Origin of the sequence: Methylobacterium oxalidis, from assembly GCF_007992195.1 — a bacterium.
Classification (GTDB): domain Bacteria; phylum Pseudomonadota; class Alphaproteobacteria; order Rhizobiales; family Beijerinckiaceae; genus Methylobacterium; species Methylobacterium oxalidis.
The window spans coordinates 122,237-139,218 of the sequence record NZ_BJZU01000004.1 but is presented as its reverse complement, the minus strand read 5'-3'; the positions used below and the strand labels follow the sequence as shown (position 1 = coordinate 139,218).

At 70.2% G+C, this 16,982-nt stretch carries 21 protein-coding genes; 8 read left to right on the top strand and 13 right to left on the bottom strand.

Annotated features, from left to right (window positions below):
• Positions 1–29 precede the first annotated feature (29 nt).
• A complete protein-coding gene (locus MOX02_RS02320; protein WP_147024107.1) occupies positions 30–257 on the top strand; it encodes a hypothetical protein in 228 nt (75 codons plus the stop codon).
• A gap of 10 nt (positions 258–267) precedes the next feature.
• Here MOX02_RS02320 and MOX02_RS02315 read toward each other — a convergent pair whose 3' ends face one another.
• Positions 268–1,134 carry a formate/nitrite transporter family protein gene (locus MOX02_RS02315; protein WP_147024106.1) on the bottom strand — a complete coding sequence of 289 codons (867 nt, stop codon included), beginning with the start codon at positions 1,132–1,134 and terminating at the stop codon, positions 268–270.
• 46 nt (positions 1,135–1,180) lie between these two features.
• Positions 1,181–1,924, bottom strand: a complete 744-nt coding sequence (locus MOX02_RS02310; protein ID WP_147024105.1) for a competence/damage-inducible protein A — start codon at positions 1,922–1,924, stop codon at positions 1,181–1,183.
• Positions 1,925–2,056: 132 nt separating this feature from the next.
• On the opposite strand from MOX02_RS02310, the gene sfsA reads away from it, so the two are divergent.
• Positions 2,057–2,782: a DNA/RNA nuclease SfsA gene (gene sfsA / locus MOX02_RS02305; RefSeq protein ID WP_147024104.1), complete on the top strand. Its 726-nt coding sequence runs from the start codon at positions 2,057–2,059 to the stop codon at positions 2,780–2,782.
• 27 nt (positions 2,783–2,809) lie between these two features.
• Here the strand turns inward: sfsA and MOX02_RS02300 are convergent, their stop codons facing one another.
• Positions 2,810–3,640: an FkbM family methyltransferase gene (locus MOX02_RS02300; RefSeq protein ID WP_147024103.1), complete on the bottom strand. Its 831-nt coding sequence runs from the start codon at positions 3,638–3,640 to the stop codon at positions 2,810–2,812.
• A gap of 115 nt (positions 3,641–3,755) precedes the next feature.
• Here MOX02_RS02300 and MOX02_RS02295 point away from each other — a divergent pair, with 115 nt between their 5' ends.
• Positions 3,756–4,535, top strand: coding sequence for an alpha/beta fold hydrolase (locus tag MOX02_RS02295; RefSeq protein ID WP_147024102.1), 780 nt, complete (start codon positions 3,756–3,758; stop codon positions 4,533–4,535).
• Between the two features lie 10 nt (positions 4,536–4,545).
• Here MOX02_RS02295 and MOX02_RS02290 read toward each other — a convergent pair whose 3' ends face one another.
• The 9 genes from MOX02_RS02290 to MOX02_RS02250 all read right to left on the bottom strand — a co-directional run bounded on the left by MOX02_RS02290 (position 4,546) and on the right by MOX02_RS02250 (position 10,522).
• The gene (locus tag MOX02_RS02290; protein WP_147024101.1) at positions 4,546–5,307 is read right to left on the bottom strand and encodes an ABC transporter permease; all 762 of its coding nucleotides are present in this window, start codon (positions 5,305–5,307) and stop codon (positions 4,546–4,548) included.
• Positions 5,304–6,230: an ABC transporter ATP-binding protein gene (locus MOX02_RS02285; protein WP_147024100.1), complete on the bottom strand. Its 927-nt coding sequence runs from the start codon at positions 6,228–6,230 to the stop codon at positions 5,304–5,306. The genes MOX02_RS02290 and MOX02_RS02285 overlap by 4 nt, the downstream gene beginning before the upstream one ends.
• Before the next feature lie 94 nt (positions 6,231–6,324).
• Positions 6,325–6,810, bottom strand: coding sequence for a F0F1 ATP synthase subunit B family protein (locus MOX02_RS02280; protein ID WP_174804869.1), 486 nt, complete (start codon positions 6,808–6,810; stop codon positions 6,325–6,327).
• 19 nt (positions 6,811–6,829) lie between these two features.
• Entirely contained in the window at positions 6,830–7,411 is a 582-nt protein-coding gene (locus MOX02_RS02275; protein WP_147024098.1) for a F0F1 ATP synthase subunit B, read from the bottom strand.
• 112 nt (positions 7,412–7,523) lie between these two features.
• Positions 7,524–7,751: a F0F1 ATP synthase subunit C gene (locus MOX02_RS02270; protein WP_007566773.1), complete on the bottom strand. Its 228-nt coding sequence runs from the start codon at positions 7,749–7,751 to the stop codon at positions 7,524–7,526.
• A 59-nt stretch (positions 7,752–7,810) separates the two neighbouring features.
• Positions 7,811–8,566, bottom strand: a complete 756-nt coding sequence (locus tag MOX02_RS02265) for a F0F1 ATP synthase subunit A (protein ID WP_147024097.1) — start codon at positions 8,564–8,566, stop codon at positions 7,811–7,813.
• Positions 8,567–8,642: 76 nt separating this feature from the next.
• Positions 8,643–9,020: an AtpZ/AtpI family protein gene (locus MOX02_RS02260; protein ID WP_147024096.1), complete on the bottom strand. Its 378-nt coding sequence runs from the start codon at positions 9,018–9,020 to the stop codon at positions 8,643–8,645.
• A 253-nt stretch (positions 9,021–9,273) separates the two neighbouring features.
• A complete protein-coding gene (locus MOX02_RS02255; protein ID WP_147024095.1) occupies positions 9,274–9,927 on the bottom strand; it encodes a DsbA family protein in 654 nt (217 codons plus the stop codon).
• A 97-nt stretch (positions 9,928–10,024) separates the two neighbouring features.
• The gene (locus tag MOX02_RS02250; protein WP_147024094.1) at positions 10,025–10,522 is read right to left on the bottom strand and encodes a DUF721 domain-containing protein; all 498 of its coding nucleotides are present in this window, start codon (positions 10,520–10,522) and stop codon (positions 10,025–10,027) included.
• Positions 10,523–10,695: 173 nt separating this feature from the next.
• Between MOX02_RS02250 and mutY the strand changes: the two genes are divergently transcribed.
• Complete coding sequence (gene mutY / locus MOX02_RS02245) at positions 10,696–12,006, top strand: A/G-specific adenine glycosylase (protein ID WP_147024093.1); 1,311 nt, start codon at positions 10,696–10,698, stop codon at positions 12,004–12,006.
• Between the two features lie 34 nt (positions 12,007–12,040).
• Here mutY and MOX02_RS02240 read toward each other — a convergent pair whose 3' ends face one another.
• Positions 12,041–13,222, bottom strand: a complete 1,182-nt coding sequence (locus MOX02_RS02240) for a site-specific DNA-methyltransferase (RefSeq protein WP_147024092.1) — start codon at positions 13,220–13,222, stop codon at positions 12,041–12,043.
• A 662-nt stretch (positions 13,223–13,884) separates the two neighbouring features.
• Here MOX02_RS02240 and MOX02_RS02235 point away from each other — a divergent pair.
• The 4 genes from MOX02_RS02235 (at position 13,885) to MOX02_RS02220 (ending at position 16,828) form a co-directional block, all read left to right on the top strand.
• A complete protein-coding gene (locus MOX02_RS02235; RefSeq protein WP_147024091.1) occupies positions 13,885–14,232 on the top strand; it encodes a septal ring lytic transglycosylase RlpA family protein in 348 nt (115 codons plus the stop codon).
• A gap of 93 nt (positions 14,233–14,325) precedes the next feature.
• Positions 14,326–14,640, top strand: coding sequence for a polyhydroxyalkanoic acid system family protein (locus tag MOX02_RS02230; RefSeq protein WP_147024090.1), 315 nt, complete (start codon positions 14,326–14,328; stop codon positions 14,638–14,640).
• A 97-nt stretch (positions 14,641–14,737) separates the two neighbouring features.
• Positions 14,738–14,956: a hypothetical protein gene (locus MOX02_RS02225; protein WP_147024089.1), complete on the top strand. Its 219-nt coding sequence runs from the start codon at positions 14,738–14,740 to the stop codon at positions 14,954–14,956.
• Positions 14,957–15,007: 51 nt separating this feature from the next.
• Positions 15,008–16,828, top strand: a complete 1,821-nt coding sequence (locus tag MOX02_RS02220) for an ABC-F family ATP-binding cassette domain-containing protein (RefSeq protein WP_147024088.1) — start codon at positions 15,008–15,010, stop codon at positions 16,826–16,828.
• The last annotated feature ends 154 nt before the right edge of the window (positions 16,829–16,982 follow it).

The window sequence follows — 16,982 nt, the reverse complement described above, 5'->3', positions numbered from 1 at the left end:
CTTGTTCTGTTCGCATAGCAGGACACGCGATGGGCCCGGTACGCAGCGCAGAATCCACTCTTCCGCCGACCGTCGAGGCCATCGCGGCCGCCTATCTCGACGCGGCGCAGGGAGATGCGGAGGCGGCGATGCGCGCGATCATCCGCGACGCGCTGACCGACCTGTGCGAGGCCGAGCGCCGGACTCTGCGGCGCGACCGGCTGATCTCGCGCGGCTACGTGCGCAGAGCCCTCGATGCGGAGAGGTCCGACAGCTGAAGGCGGAGCGTCACGGCCGCGCCGGGCCCTCCTCGACCTCCCGGTTCTCCTCCACCTCAGGTGCGACCTGCCCGTAATTCAGCACGGCCACGAGGGCGACGCCGCCGAACACGTTCCCGATGAGCGTCGGCAGGAAGAACCGGTAGGCGTAGTCGCCGAGGGTGGCCGCCCCGCTTGCCACGAGGAAAAACCCCTCGACCGAACCCGCCACGATGTGGGCGAGGCCGCACATCGAGACGAGCCACGTCATCAGGAAGATCACGAACGGCGCGGCGGTGCCGGTCGCGGGCAGGATCCAGACCATCAGGGCGATCATCCAGCCGGCGAAGATCGCCTTGATCACGGTCGCGCCGAAGGGAAAGGCGATGGCGTGATGGCTGATCTCGGAGAAGGCCGCCGTGACGGCCGGTCCGAACGCGTCCGAGTGCGCCAGCACCGTGGCGATGGCGGCGGTCGCCAGGATGTTGCCGGACAGGACGATCGCCCAGAGACGCAGCACCCGGAGCGCGGTCTTGACCGAGCGGTCGTGCAGCAGGGGCAGGATGGGCGTGATGGTGTTCTCGGTGAAGAGCTGCTGGCGGCCCAGCACCACCACGAGAAAGCCCACCGCGTAGCCCGTCGTCGTCACGAGCTTCGCCCACTCGGCGCTGGGCAGATGGGCCTTCAGCACCCCCGGCACGATCAGCGACAGGGCGATGCTGAGGCCGGCGGCGAAGGCCGAGAGGAAGAGGGCGAGGCCGTGGCGCCGAAGCTCCTCGTCGCCCTCGTGGCGGATCACCTCGTGCAGGACGTAGGCGTCCGGGCGGCCGATCTCGTTGACCGCCTCGATCATCTCGTCGTGCTTGGCGACAGCCTCGGCTCGGTCCCGCTCCGTCATCGTCTCCGCCTGGATTGGTGGGGCCGTCGGCCCGCCGGGTGGGTGCTCACGCGCGCAGCCGTGCGATGAGCGCTTCGATCTCCGACCGGGCGGCGGTGATCGCGGCCCCATCCCGGCCGCGCACCACGATGCGGTTGAGGAAGCCCGACTCGGTCATCGACGGGTAGGAGCCGATGGAGACGCCGGCATGTGCGCCCGCGATCGCCGCGAGCTCCGAGGCGTAGGCGCCCTCGGGCATGTTGCCGACCTCGATCGTCTCCGAGATGACCCGCCCGCCCGTGCGGAGCGAGGGGCCGATCTGGTCGAGCATCGCCTGCATGATCGCTGGCACGCCGGCCATGACGTGGACGTTGCCGATGCGGAAGCCCGGCGCCTTCGAGATCGGGTTCGGGATCAGGTCGGCGCCCTCGGGGATCCGGGCCATGCGCAGGCGCGCGGCGTTGAGATCCTCGGGCTTGATGCGCTCGAGCAGCATCGCGCGCGCGCGCGGGTCGACGTCGATCGGCACGCCGAACGCCTCGGCGATGCAATCCGCTGTGATGTCGTCATGGGTCGGCCCGATGCCGCCGGTCGTGAAGAGATAGGTGTAGCGGGCGCGAAGCGCGTTCACCGCCTCGACGATCATCGCCCGCTCGTCCGGCACGATGCGGACTTCCCGCAGGTCGATGCCGACCGCCGTGAGATAGTCGGCGATGGTGCCGATGTTCCGATCCTTGGTGCGGCCGGACAGGATCTCGTCGCCGATCACGAGGATGGCGGCGGTCACGGCGTCGTTCGAAGCGGACGTCATCGAGGGGTCTTCAGTGATCTTCGGGGATCTTCGCGGGAATGATCGCGATCATCCGACTTAGCGCGGCTGCGCCGCATCGCCAGGGCGGGAAAAATGCGCGATCTCCGGCCGCTCCTGCAGGCGAGATCACCGATGCGCTTCACTGACCCGCTCGTCGCCGGCCGTCTCGTCCGGCGCTACAAGCGCTTCCTCGCCGACGTGATGCTCGCGGACGGTACGGAGATCACCGCACACTGCGCGAATCCGGGTGCGATGCTCGGCCTCAACGAGCCGGGCAGCCGCGTCCTCCTCTCGCGGGCGAGCGGGCCCGGGCGCAAGCTCGCCTATTCCTGGGAACTGGTTGAGGCCGACCTGCCCGGTGGCCCGCAATGGGTCGGGATCAACACGATGCGCCCCAATGCCCTGGTGGCGGAGGCCTTCCGCGAGGGTCGGCTGCCGCCGCTCGCGGGCTACGCGGCCCTGCAGCCCGAGGTCCGCTACGGGCGGGCGAGCCGGGTCGATTTCCTGGCCACGGCCGAGGGCCTGCCGCCCTGCCACGTCGAGGTGAAGAACTGTCACCTCATGCGCCAACCCGGCCTCGCCGAGTTTCCCGATTGCACGGCCGCCCGCAGCGCGCGGCACATGCAGGAACTCACCGCCGTCGTCGCGGAGGGCGGACGGGCCATGCTCGTGGTCGTGGTGCAGATGCGGGCCGACGCCTTCGACGTGGCGCGCGACATCGATCCCGCCTTCGATCGCGCCTTCCGTGCCGCGCGCGAGGCCGGCGTCGACGTCCACGCCTTCCGCTGCGCGGTCGGCCCCGAGGGCGTGGCGATCGCGGAGGCGATCCCCGTGCTCTTGCCGGGCCTGCCGGGTTGATGCGCGAGGGCGCCCCGGCCCGCTCCGTCAGCCCGTCCGCTCGAACATCAGGTTGAGCCGCGTGCGGGCGATCTCCCGGTAGCCGTGGCTCTCCAGGTGCTTCGGCAGGTCGAGCTGCCAGCGGTCCGTGCCGTTCTCCACGAGAAGCAGCTTCGGCAGCAGGGCAGGGGGCGCCTCGCGCAGGAACGGCTCCAGGATCAGGTCCTCCGCCCCCTCGACGTCGAGCTTGATCGCGTCGATCCGCTCGATCCCCTCGCCGCGCACGAGGTCGAGCAGCGTCATGGCCGGGACCTTGATCTGCGCGCCCTCGTTCGTGCCCACGATCTTGAGACTCGATTCGCCGCGGTTGCGCGGGTCGATGAAGAGGGTCAACTCGCCCGCCCGGTCGGCCAGCGCGCAGGCCACCGCCTTCACGGTCCCGAACGGGTTCTGGGCGATGTTGTAGGTCAGGCGGTCGAACACGTCGGGCTGCGGCTCCACCGCCAGGATGCGGGCGCGGGGCCCTGCGAAGGCCGCGACGAACAGGGCGTAGGCCCCTATGTTGGCGCCGATGTCGAGGAAGACACAGTCCGCCGGCAGCCGCTCCTTCAGGAGCGCGCGCTCCCGCGGATCGAAGAATTGCGGCGTGAAGAGCACCTTCTTCTCGCAGTTGTTGTTGTAGGGGTAGAGCCGCATCCGGGCGCCGAAGCGCTCCACGTCGAGGGGCTGCCCCCGCAGCAGGGTGATCGCGAGCCGGCGCAGGGCCAGGGCGAGGCGGCGGCCGCGCCACGTGTCCGGCGAGAACCGCCCCGTCCGCTCCGCGATGCGCGCGACGAGGCCGGCCGGCGCGTAGGTTCCGTAGGGCTGCGTATCCTTCATCGGCAGCGGTGATGCCAGCCGGATCGTCACGCCGCAAGCCGCGGGCCGCATTGCACCGCGCGCCGCTGCTGATCTAAGCCGGTCGGCGACGATCCGAGAGGCGCTGGCCATACCGATGCAGACCTTCGATTCCGACGGCGTGACCATCGCCTACATCGACGTGCCGGCCGCCGGCGGGGCGGATGCCCCGGGTCGGAGCGACCCGGTCCTGCTCATCCACGGCTTCGCCTCGAACCACGTGGTCAACTGGGTCAACACCCTCTGGGTGAGGACGCTGAGCCAGGCGGGCTACCGGGTGATCGCCCTCGACAACCGGGGCCACGGTGAGAGCGAGAAGCTCTACGACCCGGCCGCCTACAGCTCGGAGGCGATGGCGGGCGACGCGCGGCGCCTCCTCGACCATCTCGGCATCGGGCGGGCCGACATCATGGGCTACTCGATGGGCGCGCGGATCACCGCCTACCTCGCCCTCGACCACGCCGACCGGGTCCGCTCGGCCCTGTTCGGGGGGCTCGGCATGCACCTCGTCGAGGGGAGGGGGCTGCCGAGTGGCATCGCCGAGGCGCTGGAGGCGCCCCCCGGCACGCCCGCCCCGAACCCGACCGCGGCGGCCTTCCGCACCTTCGCCGAGCAGACGAAGAGCGACCTGCGCGCGCTCGCGGCCTGCATGCGCGGCTCGCGCCAGACCCTGTCCCGGGCCGAGATTGCCCAGATCGAGGTGCCGGCCCTCGTCACGGTCGGCACCCTCGACACGGTGGCGGGCTCGGCCGCGGGGCTCGCCGCCCTGATGCCGAATGCCCGGGCGCTGGAACTGCCCGACCGCGACCACAGCACGGCGGTCGGCGCCAAGCCGCACCGGGACGGGGTGCTGGCCTTCCTGGCGGCGCGACCCTGAGGGCAGGCCCTCAGCTCTTCAGCCGGTAGCCCGTGCGGAAGATGTAGGTGACGAGGCCGAGGCAGACCGCCAGGAACAGGCCGATCATCGCGACGCTGACGCCGAGGCTCACGTCGGCCTTGCCGAAGAAGCTCCAGCGGAAGGCGCTGATCAGGTAGACGACCGGGTTGAACAGGCTCACCGCCCGCCAGAAGGGCGGCAGCATGTCGATCGCGTAGAAGCTGCCGCCGAGGAAGGTGAGCGGGGTGACGATGAGCAGCGGCACCAGCTGCAGCTTCTCGAACCCGTCCGCCCACAGACCGATCACGAAGCCGAACAGGCTGAAGGTGATCGCGGTGAGCAGCAGGAAGACCACCATCCAGAACGGATGCTCGATGTGCAGCGGCACGAACAGGGCCGAGGTCGCCAGGATGATCAGCCCGATCAGGATCGACTTCGAGGCCGCCGCCCCGACGTAGCCGAGCACCACCTCGAGAGGTGAGATCGGCGCGGACAGGATCTCGTAGATCGTGCCGGCGAAGCGCGGGAAGTAGATGCCGAAGGAGGCGTTGGAGATGCTCTGCGTGAGAAGCGCCAGCATCATCAGCCCGGGCACGATGAAAAGCCCGTAGGGCACCCCGTCGACCGCGCTCACCCGCGAGCCGATCGCCGCGCCGAACACCACGAAGTAGAGCGAGGTCGAGATCACCGGCGCCAGGATGCTCTGCATCGAGGTGCGCCAGAACCGGGCCATCTCGAAGCCGTAGATGGCGCGGACCGCGTGCCAGTTCATGCGCGCTCCTTCACGAGGTCGACGAAGATGTCCTCCAGCGAGCTCTGGCTGGTGTTGAGGTCGCTGAAGCGGATGCCGGCGGCCGACAGCGCGGTGAGCAGGCCCGTGATGCCGGTGCGCTCGCCCTTGGTGTCGTAGGTGTAGACGAGTTCCTGACCGCCGGAGGCGAGTTCCAGGCCGAAGCCCGCGAGCGAGTCCGGAAGGACCTCGACCGGCGCCGGGAGCTGCAGGGTGAGTTGCTTGCGGCCGAGCTTGCGCATCAGCTCCGCCTTCTCCTCGACGAGGATGATGCGCCCGCCCCGGATGACGCCGACCCGGTCGGCCATCTCCTCCGCCTCCTCGATGTAGTGGGTTGTGAGGATGACGGTGACGCCCTGCTCGCGCAGGCGCCGCACGAGGCGCCACATGTCCTGCCGCAGGGCCACGTCGACGCCTGCGGTCGGCTCGTCGAGGAACAGGATCTGCGGCTCGTGGGAGAGCGCCTTGGCGATCAGCACGCGCCGCTTCATGCCGCCGGAGAGGGTCATGATCCGGCTGTCGCGCTTCTCCCAGAGCGAGAGGTCGCGCAGCACCCGCTCGATATGGGCGGGATCCTTGCGCAGGCCGAACAGGCCGCGGGTGAAGCTCACCGTGTCCCAGACCGTCTCGAACGCGTCCGTGGTGAGCTCCTGCGGCACGAGGCCGATCGCCCCGCGGGCGGCGCGGTAGTCGGAGAGGATGTCATGCCCGTTCGCCCGCACGCGGCCGGAACTCGGCGTGACGATGCCGCAGACGATGTTGATGAGGGTCGACTTGCCGGCCCCGTTCGGCCCCAGCAGCGCGAAGATCTCGCCCCGCCGGATCGTCAGGCTCACCTCGCTCAGGGCCGCGAGGCCGGAGGCGTAGGTCTTCGAGAGATTCTCGATCTCGATGATCGGCTGCATGGGCGCCTCCCGATGGGCTGCCGTCCGGATAGGCAACCGTGCGAAACGAAAAAGCCGCCCGGAGGCGGCTTCTCGATGGGTGTCGGCGCCCGGCTCAGGCGCGCAGGCGGTTGCGCACCTCGCCGAGGCTGAGGCGGACGAGGTCCTGGGCGGCCTCACCCTGCATGCGCTCGCGCAGGATCGTCTCCGAGACCCGCACGGCGGCGTCGGCGGCCGCGGCCCGGACCTGGGCGGCGGCCTGCGCCTCAGCCTGGGCGATCTTCGTCTCGGCCGCCTTGGTGCGGCGGGCGACGAAGTCGTTGAGGCGGGTGTGGCCCTCCTCGGCGATCCGCTCGGCCTCCTCGCGGGCGGAGGCGACGATCGCCTCGGCCTCGCGCTCGGCCTCGGTGCGGCGGCGCTTGTAGTCGGCCAGCACGGCGGCGGCCTCCTCGCGGAGGCGGCGGGCCTCGTCGAGCTCGGAGCGGACGCGCTTGGCGCGGCCGTCGAGGCCCTTCGTCATCATCCCGAAGCCGCCGACCTTCCAGACGATCGCCAGGAAGACGACGAAGGCGACGGCGACCCAGAACTCGGCTGTCATCAGCATCGGTGTCGTTCCCGTCTCAGTGCGCGGTGGCGGCGCGGTCGAGCGCGCGGTCGAGGCTGGCCTGGTCCGGGGCCTGTCCGGTCAGCCGCTCGACGATGGCCGAGGCCGTCTCGCCCGCGATCTCGCGGACGTTGCCCATCGCCTCGCCCGTGCGCTGGCGGATGGTCGCCTCGGAGGCGGCAAGCTTCTGGTTGAGGTCGGCCTCAAGGGCCTTGCGCTTGGTCTCGGCCTCGGCGGCGAGCGCGTTGCGCGTCTCCTGCGCGATGTCGCGGGCCTTCGACTGCGCGTCGGCGAGGGACTTCTCGTAAGCCGCGCCGGCGGCGTCGGCCTCGGACTTCATCCGCTGCGCCTCGTCGAGGTCGGAGGAGAGGCGGTTCGCCCGGTCGTGCAGGATCGCCTGGATCCGCGGCAGGGCGACCTTGTCCATGAGATAGTAGAGGAGCCCGAAGGCCAGCGCGAGCCAGATCAGCTGCGAGAGGAAGGTGTGGCTCTCGAAGGGCGGGAAGGCGCCCTTGTGGGGCGCGGGCTGCTCGGTATGCGCGCCCACATGCGTGTCGGAGCCAGGCGGGGGGGTGGTGAGTGCGTTGGGCTGCGCCATGGCCTCGTCCGTTGGCTGATAAAAAAGGGAGCGCCCCACGGAGTCGGAGCGCTCGTCCGTCTCGGCCGGGTCTCCGCGGCCGGTGCCGCGGAGTCAGCCGGTCTGCCGCACCTTAGACGGCGAAGAGCAGCAGCAGCGCGATCAGCAGCGAGAAGATGCCGAGCGCCTCGGTGAGGGCGAAGCCCAGGAGCAGGGTGGCGCGCTGGCCGTCGGCCGCGGAGGGGTTGCGAAGGGCGCCGGCGAGGAACTGACCGAACAGGTTGCCGAGGCCGATGCCCGCACCCGCCATGCCGAGGCAGGCGAGGCCGGCGCCGATGTACTTCGCAGCGACGGGATCCATGTGAAACTCCTAGGGTGTTGGAAGAACGAGTGATCGTTTTCGGCGGGTGGAGCCGACCGTCAGTGGCCGGGGTGAAGGGCGTCGTTGAGGTAGATCGCCGTCAACGTCGCGAAGACGTAGGCCTGCAGCGCGGCCACCAGGAACTCGAGGGCCGTCAGCGCGATCGTCAGCGCGAGCGGCAGGGGCGATAGCACGCTCCAGGCGCCGGCGGAAAGGAGCGCTGCGACGAAGAAAGCGAAGATCTTCATCGCGATATGGCCGGCGAGGATGTTCGCGAAGAGACGGACGGAGAGGCTGATCGGCCGCGACACGAAGGAGATGATCTCGATCGGCACCAGGATCGCCAGGAGCGGCTTCGGCACGCCCGAGGGCACGAACAGGCCGAAGAAGTGGGACCCGTGCTTCATCACGCCGTAGCCGATGACGACGCCGATCACGAGAGCGGCGAGGCCGAAGGTGATGATGAGATGGCTCGTCACCGCGAAGGCGTAGGGGATCATCCCGAACAGGTTCAGGATGAGGACGAACATGAACAGCGAGAACACGAGCGGAAGGAAGCGCTTGCCCTCGTCGCCGGTCGCCTGGTGCAGCGTGTCGGCGATGAACTCGTAGAAGATCTCGGCCAGCGATTGCATGCGGCTCGGCACGATTGAGCGGCCGGAGGTGGCCACGATGGTCAGGAGCGCGATGACGCCGACAGCGGCGAACATGTAGAGCGCCGACTGCGTGAAGGCGATCTGCTGGTTTCCGATGTGACCCAGCGACACGAGCGGCTGCAGCTCGAACTGGTGGATCGGGTCTACACTGACCGCCATGCCCGCTTCCGTCCCTTGTTGTCAGCCGGGCGTCCCGAGGGTCCGCCCCGGCCCATCCCGTCAAGCCTGCCGTCTCTCAAGATCCCCGCCGGTCGTCCGGTCCGGAGCGCCGCCCGCCGAAGCCGGACGCGCGCATCACGTTGTAGACGCCCGTGACGAAGCCCAGCATCAGGAACACGATCAGGCCCCAGGGCTTAGTCCCGAGGAGATGATCGAAGATCCAGCCGAGGATGCCCCCCGCTATCACGCCGGCGACGAACTCCGTGGAGAGCCGCATCGCTTGCCCGAGGGGGGACGGCCCGGCAGACCCGGAACGCGACGAAAGGCCGGGAGAGGCCGAGGGCCGCTTCCGTTCAATCTGCGTCTCGAGACGTCTGAGCCTCGCGGAGAGATCGCTGTCCGGTGTCGCTGCCCGACCGTTCTCCCCCTCGTCCCGCGCGTCGTTGCCGCTCACGGCGATACTCACAACATTGGCGAGAGCGAGAGGAACCGGCTGGAACGCCCCCTTCAAGCGCGGCGCACCATAGTTTCGCCCTTCTTGGGTGTCAAGGCGAGCCGGGCATGGTCTAAGTGATTGTAATTCATATAGAAACGCGGTTTTGCCGCGCATTGCGCGCAACCTTCTTCCGCACTCCCGCGAGCGGGCGGCCCAAGTCTCCGGGAGAGTTCTCCGGGAGAGTTCCCTGGGACCGCCCCGGAGCGTGGGGTCAGGCGCCGAGGATCGGCTTGATGACCTTCTCCATGCCCTCGATCGTCATCTCGCCCTTGTAGCGCTCGCCGTTGATGAAGAAGGTCGGCGTCGAATCGACCTTGAACACGTCGAGCCCGCGCTGCTTCACGGCGTTGACGCCCGCGTAGAGCTTCTGGTCCTTGAGGCAGGCCTCGAACTTCTCCTTGTTGATGCCCGCCTGCCGGAGAAGGCCCTCCAGCGCGTCGACGGGCGATTGCGGCTTCTGCACGAAGGCCCAGTTCTGCTGCTGGTCGAAGAGCAGGTCGGTGATCGGGTAGTACTTCGCGTCGCCGTCGCAGCGCGCCAGCATGAAGGCGGCGGTGGCGAGCGGGTCGAGGGGGAACTCGCGCAGCGTGAAGCGCACCTTGCCGGTGTCGATGTAGCGTTCCTTGAGCGCCGGCCAGGTGAGCCTGTGGAAGGCCGCGCAGTGCGAGCAGGTCATCGAGGCGTACTCGATGATGGTGACCTTGGCGTCCTTCGGCCCGAGCCAGACGTCCCCGAGGGGGCCCGGCTGCATCAGGGCCGCGGCGTTCTCGCCCTCGGCGAGCGCCGAGAGCGTCAGCTTCGGCAGGAGGATGGCCGCGCCGAGGGCGAAGCCGGTGGCTTTGAGGGCGTCGCGCCGGGTGATCATGTCGTGACGGGCTCCGGTGACAGTTCCTGCGAGAGACGACGCCTGCGGTAGAATCTCGGGGCGAAGGTGGCAAGGCGCCGCGCTGTCGCTCAGGGGCTCAGCGCTTCGGCGCCGCGGCGACGACCGCCGTGCCGAGCCGGTCGAGGGCGTCGCGCAGCGCCTCGTCGCCGATCGTCGAGACCGCGAGCGCCACCTCGCCGCGCCGGGCCGGGTCGACGCGCAGCGCCTCCGGTCGCCGCCGACCCGCCTCGACGCGGCCCTGCTTCATCACGATGCGGCCGACGCAGGCCCAGCCGTAATGGGCGTTGATGCGCTCGATCACGACGGGGGCGAGGTGCTGCAGTTCGAGGGCGAACACGCCCTCCACCCGGACGACGAGGGTGCCGGATTCCGGGCGCGCGCCCTCGTCTCCGCCCGAATCCTTCCGGCGCCGGCGCGGCCACTCGAGCTTCGAGGGCTGGCAGTAGCGGGCGAGCCGCGGCCCGACGATGTCGGGCCACGCGGCCAGAATGTCGGTCGAGGCGAAACCCTGCGCCGCGAAGGCCGGGCCGACGCACGATTCGATGAGTTCGGCCAGCGGTCTGACGCGCGCCATGGGTCACCACTGCGAGACGAGGCACGGATCCCCTGAGGGCGGATCCTCCCGCGCAGTGTAGCGCGGGTGCGGTTTCGGGAAACCTGCCATCTCGCGCGCCGAGGCTTCTTGTTCCTCACCGCCCCTCGGAAGTCCTTGGAGAGGCCGGGAGGGACGGCTATGCAGCCGCACGCATGGCAAAGCCTGGCATCCAGACCGGCCAACCTCGGCCCGCCGACCTCCTGTGCTGGTACGACCGGCACCGGCGCGTCCTGCCGTGGCGGGCGTTGCCCGGCGAGCGGCCCGACCCGTACCGGGTCTGGCTCTCGGAGGTGATGCTGCAGCAGACCACGATCGCGGCGGTGCGGCCGTATTACGAGCGCTTCCTCGCACGCTTTCCCACCGTGGAGGCGTTGGCCGCGGCGCCCGAGGAGGCGGTGATGTCGGCCTGGGCCGGCCTCGGTTACTACTCGCGCGCGCGCAATCTCCACGCCTGCGCGCGTGCCGTGGCGGGGGCGGGCCGCTTCCCGGACCATGCGGAGGGCCTGCGCCGGCTCCCCGGCATCGGCGCCTACACGGCCGGCGCCATCGCGGCGATCGCCTTCGACCGCCAGGAGGCGGCGGTCGACGGCAACGTCGAGCGGGTGATGACGCGCCTCTTCGCGGTCGAGGCGCCCCTGCCGGGCAGTCGCCCGGAGATCCACCGCCTGACGCAGGCCCTCGTCCCCGCGGAGCGGCCCGGCGACTTCGCCCAGGCGCTGATGGACCTCGGCGCCACGATCTGCACGCCGAAGCGGCCGGCCTGCGCGCTCTGCCCCTGGATGGCGCCCTGCCGGGCCCGGGACCTCGGGCTGCAGGAGACCTTCCCCCGCAAGGTCAGGGCCTTGAAGGGAGCTCTCAGGCGGGGGGCGGCCTTCGTCGCGGTGCGCAGCGGCGACGAGGCGATCCTGCTGCGGACCCGCCCGCCCGGCGGCCTGCTCGGCGCCATGGCCGAGCCGCCGATGAGCCCCTGGGAGCCCGATTACGATGCGGCCCGCGCCCTGCTCGATGCGCCGCTCGACGCGCGCTGGAAACGCCTGCCGGGCCTCGTGCGCCACGGCTTCACGCATTTCCCGCTGGAGCTCACGGTGTTTCAGGCCCGTGTCGCTCTCGACACGCGTCCCCCCGATGGCATGCGCTTCACGCCCCGGCGCGATCTCGGCGAGGAGCCGCTGCCGGGCCTCATGAAGAAGGTGCTGGCCCACGCCTTCGACCCGAAGCCCGAGGCCGAGGCGAAGCCGCGCGGGCGGCCGAAGCGCGAGCCCGCGCCGGCGCCGTTGCTGGCCATCGCCGAGGCGCCCGACGAAGTGCCGGCGCCCGCACCGCGCTTCAGGCCCGTGCCGAAGCCGGCGCCGCGGATCACGCCCCGCCCCACCCGGGACGAGGCCGAAGTGGGGGATGAGGAGGGTCGGGCACCTTCCAGGCCGGCGGTGAGGGCACGCCGACCCCGGGCGCCGAAGCGCTGAGGCGACACGGGCCCGGCGCCGGACCCGGCAGCGTTCAGCCCATCTGCGCGCGCATCTCGGCGCGGAACGTGTCGATCACGACGCGTCGGCCGTTGCGCTCCGCGTGCCAGAAATCCCAGCCGTTGCAGGCCGGAAGCCCCTGGACGAGGGCACCGATCTTGTGGATCGAGCCGCTGACCGGCCCGGTCATCACGGTCCCGTCCGGGCGGACCACCGCCTTGAAGCGGCCGCGGGCGTCGGTGAGCGTCTCGCCGGCACGGACATGGCCGGCCTCGATCACGCTGAGGAAGGGCACCCGCGGCTCGGCGCGCTTGGCCGGCGCCAGCGCCAGGGCGGCCTGCGAGAGCGGCTCCACCGCGGCGATGCGGCGGCGGGCGGCGTCGGCGTAGACGGTCTCGCGCTCGATCCCGATGAAGCGGCGCCCGAGGCGCTTGGCCACGGCACCCGTCGTGCCGGTGCCGAAGAACGGGTCGAGGATCACGTCGCCCGGGTTCGTCGCCGAGAGCAGGGTGCGCGCCAGCAGCGCCTCCGGCTTCTGTGTCGGATGGACCTTCTGGCCGGCGGTGTCCTTCAGCCGCTCCTCGCCCGTGCAGAGCGGGATGAACCAGTCCGAGCGCATCTGGAGGTCCTCGTTGCCCCCTTTCAGCGCCTCGTAGTGGAAGGTGTACTTCGCGCTCTGGTCGCGCGAGGCCCAGATCAGGGTCTCGTGGGCGTTCGTGAAGCGCTTGCCGCGGAAGTTCGGCATCGGGTTGGCCTTGCGCCAGACGATGTCGTTGAGGATCCAGAAACCAAGATCCTGCAGCACGCTGCCGACGCGGAAGATGTTGTGGTACGAGCCGATCACCCACAGCGTGGCGTTCGGCTTCATCACCCGGCGGCAGGCGGTGAGCCAGTCGCGCGTGAAGGCGTCGTACTGCGCGAGGCTGGCGAACTTGTCCCAGTCGTCGTCCACGGCATCGACGCGGCTCTGGTCAGGGCGCAGCAGCGAGCCCTCTCCGAGCTGGAGATTGTAGGGCGGGTCGGCGAAGACGCAGTCGACCGACGCGGCCGGCAGGCTGTTCATCGCGGCGATGCAGTCGCCGATCAGGATGTCGTCGAGGGGAAGACGCTGGACGGCGGGTACGAGACCCATCCGTGGCGCCGGCGCGACCCGCCCGGTACGCGAGACTTGTTTCCGGGCGGCGGCGCCGGCAACCACGGTACGCTGGGAAGCCATGGCAAACACCGGTTACGCGACTGACCGGGGCACCATGCTGCGGGTAGGGTAAAGGTCGGGTTGCCAGGTTCGAGAAAAGGCGTCTCGATTTGGGGCTGCAGATTTTGCCGAGCGGCACGCCTTCTCAGCAGAACGAGGATGATGCACTGCGGTAAGGTGCGGCAGATCAAGCTCGAATTCTGACTCGCGCGGATCTCTGCTGTGCTGGCCTGCCTCTATCCTCGGCTCGACGTGAGCGCGGCAGGCTCTCATCGCTGAGAACCGGGCGGACAACGCTCGCGCCTGTCAGCCATTCGTCCGCACAAACCTCTGAGCAACGGCACGGTCGCGATTCCCGCACGCGGGGCAAGCGCGGGAAAAGTTCCCGCATGTCGCGTGGGGCAGGGTTTCGCCGCACGCAGGTCTCGTCGGCCGGAATGCCGTTCTCGTTCGACTTGCCGTCTTCTTTAGAGGGCAGCAGACCGATGTATTTGGCCCGCCGAACGAAGTGGCGCTGAAGAAATCAGATCTTGCACGTTGCTTAGACCGGTCAACCCGAGCTTGCGCGTTGGATATAGCCTGCATGCGGCCTGAACGCCGTTCGAAGAGCGGCGTCTCATTTTGGCCGACATCCGCTTCATTTTCCGCGACCGTCACAAACAACAAGGGAATGCGGGATGCACATGAAGCCCGTTCGTTGGACCGCCGCCGCCATCCTCGGAACCGTCCTCTCCGTCGCCGCCCTGAACACCGCCTCGGCCCAGTCCGGCGCGGCTTCCTGGTACGGCAGCGGCAGCCGGACCGCGAATGGCGAGCGCTTCAACCCGAACGGGTTGACCGCCGCCCATCGCAGCCTGCCCTTCGGCACCCGCGTCCGGGTCGCCGACGCGCGCACGGGCCGTTCCGTCGTGGTCCGCATCAACGATCGGGGCCCGTTCGTGCGCGGCCGCATCATCGACCTGTCCCGCGGCTCGGCCCGGGCCCTCGGCATGGGCGGCACCACCTACGTCTCGCTTCACGTGCTCGACTGACCTTCCGGCGCCGGCGCCAGCGCGCCGGCGTTGCCCGGGGCGCAGAGCGGCCCCATCTGAGCAGGGTTCAGCCCAAGAGGACGATACCCGCAGATGGCCAAGCCCCTCATCGTCGAGATCCCGCACGAGCTCGGCCGGGACGAGGCCCGGCGCCGCATCGAGACCGGCGTGGAGCAGGGCCGGGCGCTGCTCGGCAAGAGCGGCGTCACGATCGGCAATCTCGCCTGGACGGGCGACAGGCTCGACTTCGCCCTCTCGGCGCTGACGCAGAGCGTCGACGGTCAGATCGATGTCGGCCAGGACAGCGTGCGCGTCGAGGTTCGCCTGCCGCTGCTGCTCGCCCTCTTCGCCGAGAAGATCCGCAAGTCGGTCGGCAAGGAGGGCAACCTCCTCCTCACGAAGAAGTAGCGGAAGGGGGCGGGAGAGCGTGCGCTCCCCGAGGAACCGCTGCGCGCGGGCATCCGTTGGCGACGACACCCCGTCGCTGTGAGGAGGAGCGTCGCGCATGTCGAACCCGGGCCCGATCCCCGAGGCTCCGATCCCGGAGACCCCCTACGAGCCGCCGCAGACTCCGCAGCCGAGTCCCGGCCCGGAGATTCCCGGCGAGACGCCGCAGGAGGCGCCCGGCGGGCGCCCGGCCGAGATCCCGATCAACGACCCCGGGCCCTCGCCCCAGATCACGCCCGATCCCTCGCCGACGGGGCCGGCCAATCCCACGGCCTGAGGCCGGCCGGCGGAATTGTTCGCGGTCGCGCGCGCTGTCATAAGCCCGCGCATGGCCGCTCCCCCGCTTCTCACCCTCCAGGACGTCGCGCTCACCTTCGGCGGCACGCCGCTGATCGAGCGCGCCGAGATCGCGATCGCGCCGGGCGAGCGCGCCTGCCTCGTCGGGCGCAACGGGTCCGGCAAGTCGACCCTGCTGCGCATCGCGGCCGGGCTGATCGAGCCCGACCGGGGCGCGCGCTTCGTGCAGCCGGGCACGACGATCCGCTACCTCGCGCAGGAGCCGGATTTCTCGGGGTTCGAGACGGTGCTCGCCTTCGCCGAGGCCGGTCTCGCGCCCGGCGACGACCCGCACCGGGCCCGCTACCTCCTGGAAAGCCTCGGCCTCACCGGCGAGGAGGATCCCCGCCGCCTCTCCGGCGGCGAGGGGCGGCGTGCCGCGCTCGCCCAGGCGCTGGCGCCCGAGCCCGACATCCTGCTCCTCGACGAACCGACGAACCACCTCGACCTGCCCGCCATCGAGTGGCTCGAGGCGGAGCTGCGCGGCACGCGCTCGGCCCTCGTGCTGATCAGCCACGACCGGCGCTTCCTCTCCGCCTTGTCGCGGGCGACGATCTGGCTCGACCGCGGCGTGACGCGGCGCATCGAGCAGGGCTTCTCGGGCTTCGAGGCGTGGCGCGACGCCTTCTTCGAGGAAGAGGAGCGGGACCGGCACAAACTCGACCGCAAGATCGCCGCCGAGGAGGATTGGCTCCGCTACGGCGTCACCGCCCGCCGCAAGCGCAACGTCCGGCGCCTGGGCAACCTGCACGCCCTGCGGCAGCAGCGGCGGGAGGACCGCCGCCCGGTCGGTACCGTCAGCATGACCTCGACCGAGGCGGAATCCTCCGGCACCATCGTGGTCGAGGCGCGAAACGTCGCGAAGTCCTACGGAGCGCGGCGCATCGTCGACGGCCTGTCCCTGCGCGTCGCACGCGGCGACCGGCTCGGCATCGTCGGAGCGAACGGGGCGGGCAAGACCACCCTCGTCAACCTGCTCACCGGCAAGCTCGAGCCCGATTCGGGCAGCGTGCAGCTCGGCACCAACCTCCGGATGATGCTCCTCGACCAGACGCGCGCCGTGCTGGAGCCTGGACAGACCGTCACCGAGGTTCTGACGGGCGGGCGCGGCGACACGGTCTCGGTCGGCGGCGAGAGCCGCCACGTGATCGGCTACCTGAAGGACTTCCTGTTCACGCCCGAGCAGGCGCGCACGCCCGTGAGCGTCCTTTCTGGCGGCGAGCGCAACCGCCTCCTGATCGCCAAGGCGCTCGCGCAGCCCTCGAACCTCCTCGTCCTCGACGAGCCGACGAACGACCTCGATCTCGAGACCCTCGACCTCCTCCAGGAGATGCTCGGCGACTATGCCGGAACCCTGATCCTCGTCAGCCACGATCGCGACTTCCTCGACCGGGTCGTCGGCAGCGTGCTCGTGAGCGAGGGGGAGGGGCGCTGGATCGAGTACGCGGGCGGCTATACCGACATGGTGGCGCAGCGCGGCGCCGGCATTCAGGCCCGCACGGGTCCGAAGCCGGAGCCGAGGAAGGCGTCCCTCCGCGAGCGGCAGGCCGTTCAGGAAGCGCCGGGCGCGGCACGGGCGAAGCTCGGCTTCAAGGAGCAGCACGAGCTGAAGACCCTCCCGGCGCGCATCGAGAAGCTCGAGGGCGCCATCGCCAAGCTGCGCGAGATCCTGGCCGATCCGAATCTCTACGCCCGCGATCCGGCTCGCTTCGAGAAGGCATCCGCGACCCTCGTCGATGCGGAAAGCGAGCTCGCGGTTGCAGAAGAGCGTTGGCTCACGCTGGAGATGCAGCGCGAGGCGTCCGGCGCCTGAATCGACCGCCCGATTCTCGAATCGAATGCCGAAGAGGCGGGCCGGATTACCTTGCGCGCCGCCTGGAGGACGTTCCCTTCACCTCGTCCGATCTTGCTGAGGCGGCTCAGGAGCCCCGGGAAAGCCGCCCGATCGGCAGGTTAAGCGGCGCCTC

What these genes read in the sequence shown, in the direction of transcription:
- MOX02_RS02225 (WP_147024089.1), top strand. Translation starts at nt 14,738, where the DNA reads ATGTCGAACCCGGGCCCGATCCCCGAGGCTCCGATCCCGGAGACCCCC.
- MOX02_RS02300 (WP_147024103.1), bottom strand. Translation starts at nt 3,640, where the DNA reads ATGAAGGATACGCAGCCCTACGGAACCTACGCGCCGGCCGGCCTCGTC.
- sfsA (WP_147024104.1), top strand. Translation starts at nt 2,057, where the DNA reads ATGCGCTTCACTGACCCGCTCGTCGCCGGCCGTCTCGTCCGGCGCTAC.
- MOX02_RS02255 (WP_147024095.1), bottom strand. Translation starts at nt 9,927, where the DNA reads ATGATCACCCGGCGCGACGCCCTCAAAGCCACCGGCTTCGCCCTCGGC.
- MOX02_RS02310 (WP_147024105.1), bottom strand. Translation starts at nt 1,924, where the DNA reads ATGACGTCCGCTTCGAACGACGCCGTGACCGCCGCCATCCTCGTGATC.
- MOX02_RS02290 (WP_147024101.1), bottom strand. Translation starts at nt 5,307, where the DNA reads ATGAACTGGCACGCGGTCCGCGCCATCTACGGCTTCGAGATGGCCCGG.
- MOX02_RS02285 (WP_147024100.1), bottom strand. Translation starts at nt 6,230, where the DNA reads ATGCAGCCGATCATCGAGATCGAGAATCTCTCGAAGACCTACGCCTCC.
- MOX02_RS02270 (WP_007566773.1), bottom strand. Translation starts at nt 7,751, where the DNA reads ATGGATCCCGTCGCTGCGAAGTACATCGGCGCCGGCCTCGCCTGCCTC.
- MOX02_RS02265 (WP_147024097.1), bottom strand. Translation starts at nt 8,566, where the DNA reads ATGGCGGTCAGTGTAGACCCGATCCACCAGTTCGAGCTGCAGCCGCTC.
- MOX02_RS02240 (WP_147024092.1), bottom strand. Translation starts at nt 13,222, where the DNA reads ATGGCTTCCCAGCGTACCGTGGTTGCCGGCGCCGCCGCCCGGAAACAA.
- MOX02_RS02220 (WP_147024088.1), top strand. Translation starts at nt 15,008, where the DNA reads ATGGCCGCTCCCCCGCTTCTCACCCTCCAGGACGTCGCGCTCACCTTC.
- MOX02_RS02235 (WP_147024091.1), top strand. Translation starts at nt 13,885, where the DNA reads ATGAAGCCCGTTCGTTGGACCGCCGCCGCCATCCTCGGAACCGTCCTC.
- MOX02_RS02315 (WP_147024106.1), bottom strand. Translation starts at nt 1,134, where the DNA reads ATGACGGAGCGGGACCGAGCCGAGGCTGTCGCCAAGCACGACGAGATG.
- MOX02_RS02320 (WP_147024107.1), top strand. Translation starts at nt 30, where the DNA reads ATGGGCCCGGTACGCAGCGCAGAATCCACTCTTCCGCCGACCGTCGAG.
- MOX02_RS02250 (WP_147024094.1), bottom strand. Translation starts at nt 10,522, where the DNA reads ATGGCGCGCGTCAGACCGCTGGCCGAACTCATCGAATCGTGCGTCGGC.
- MOX02_RS02230 (WP_147024090.1), top strand. Translation starts at nt 14,326, where the DNA reads ATGGCCAAGCCCCTCATCGTCGAGATCCCGCACGAGCTCGGCCGGGAC.
- MOX02_RS02275 (WP_147024098.1), bottom strand. Translation starts at nt 7,411, where the DNA reads ATGGCGCAGCCCAACGCACTCACCACCCCCCCGCCTGGCTCCGACACG.
- mutY (WP_147024093.1), top strand. Translation starts at nt 10,696, where the DNA reads ATGGCAAAGCCTGGCATCCAGACCGGCCAACCTCGGCCCGCCGACCTC.
- MOX02_RS02295 (WP_147024102.1), top strand. Translation starts at nt 3,756, where the DNA reads ATGCAGACCTTCGATTCCGACGGCGTGACCATCGCCTACATCGACGTG.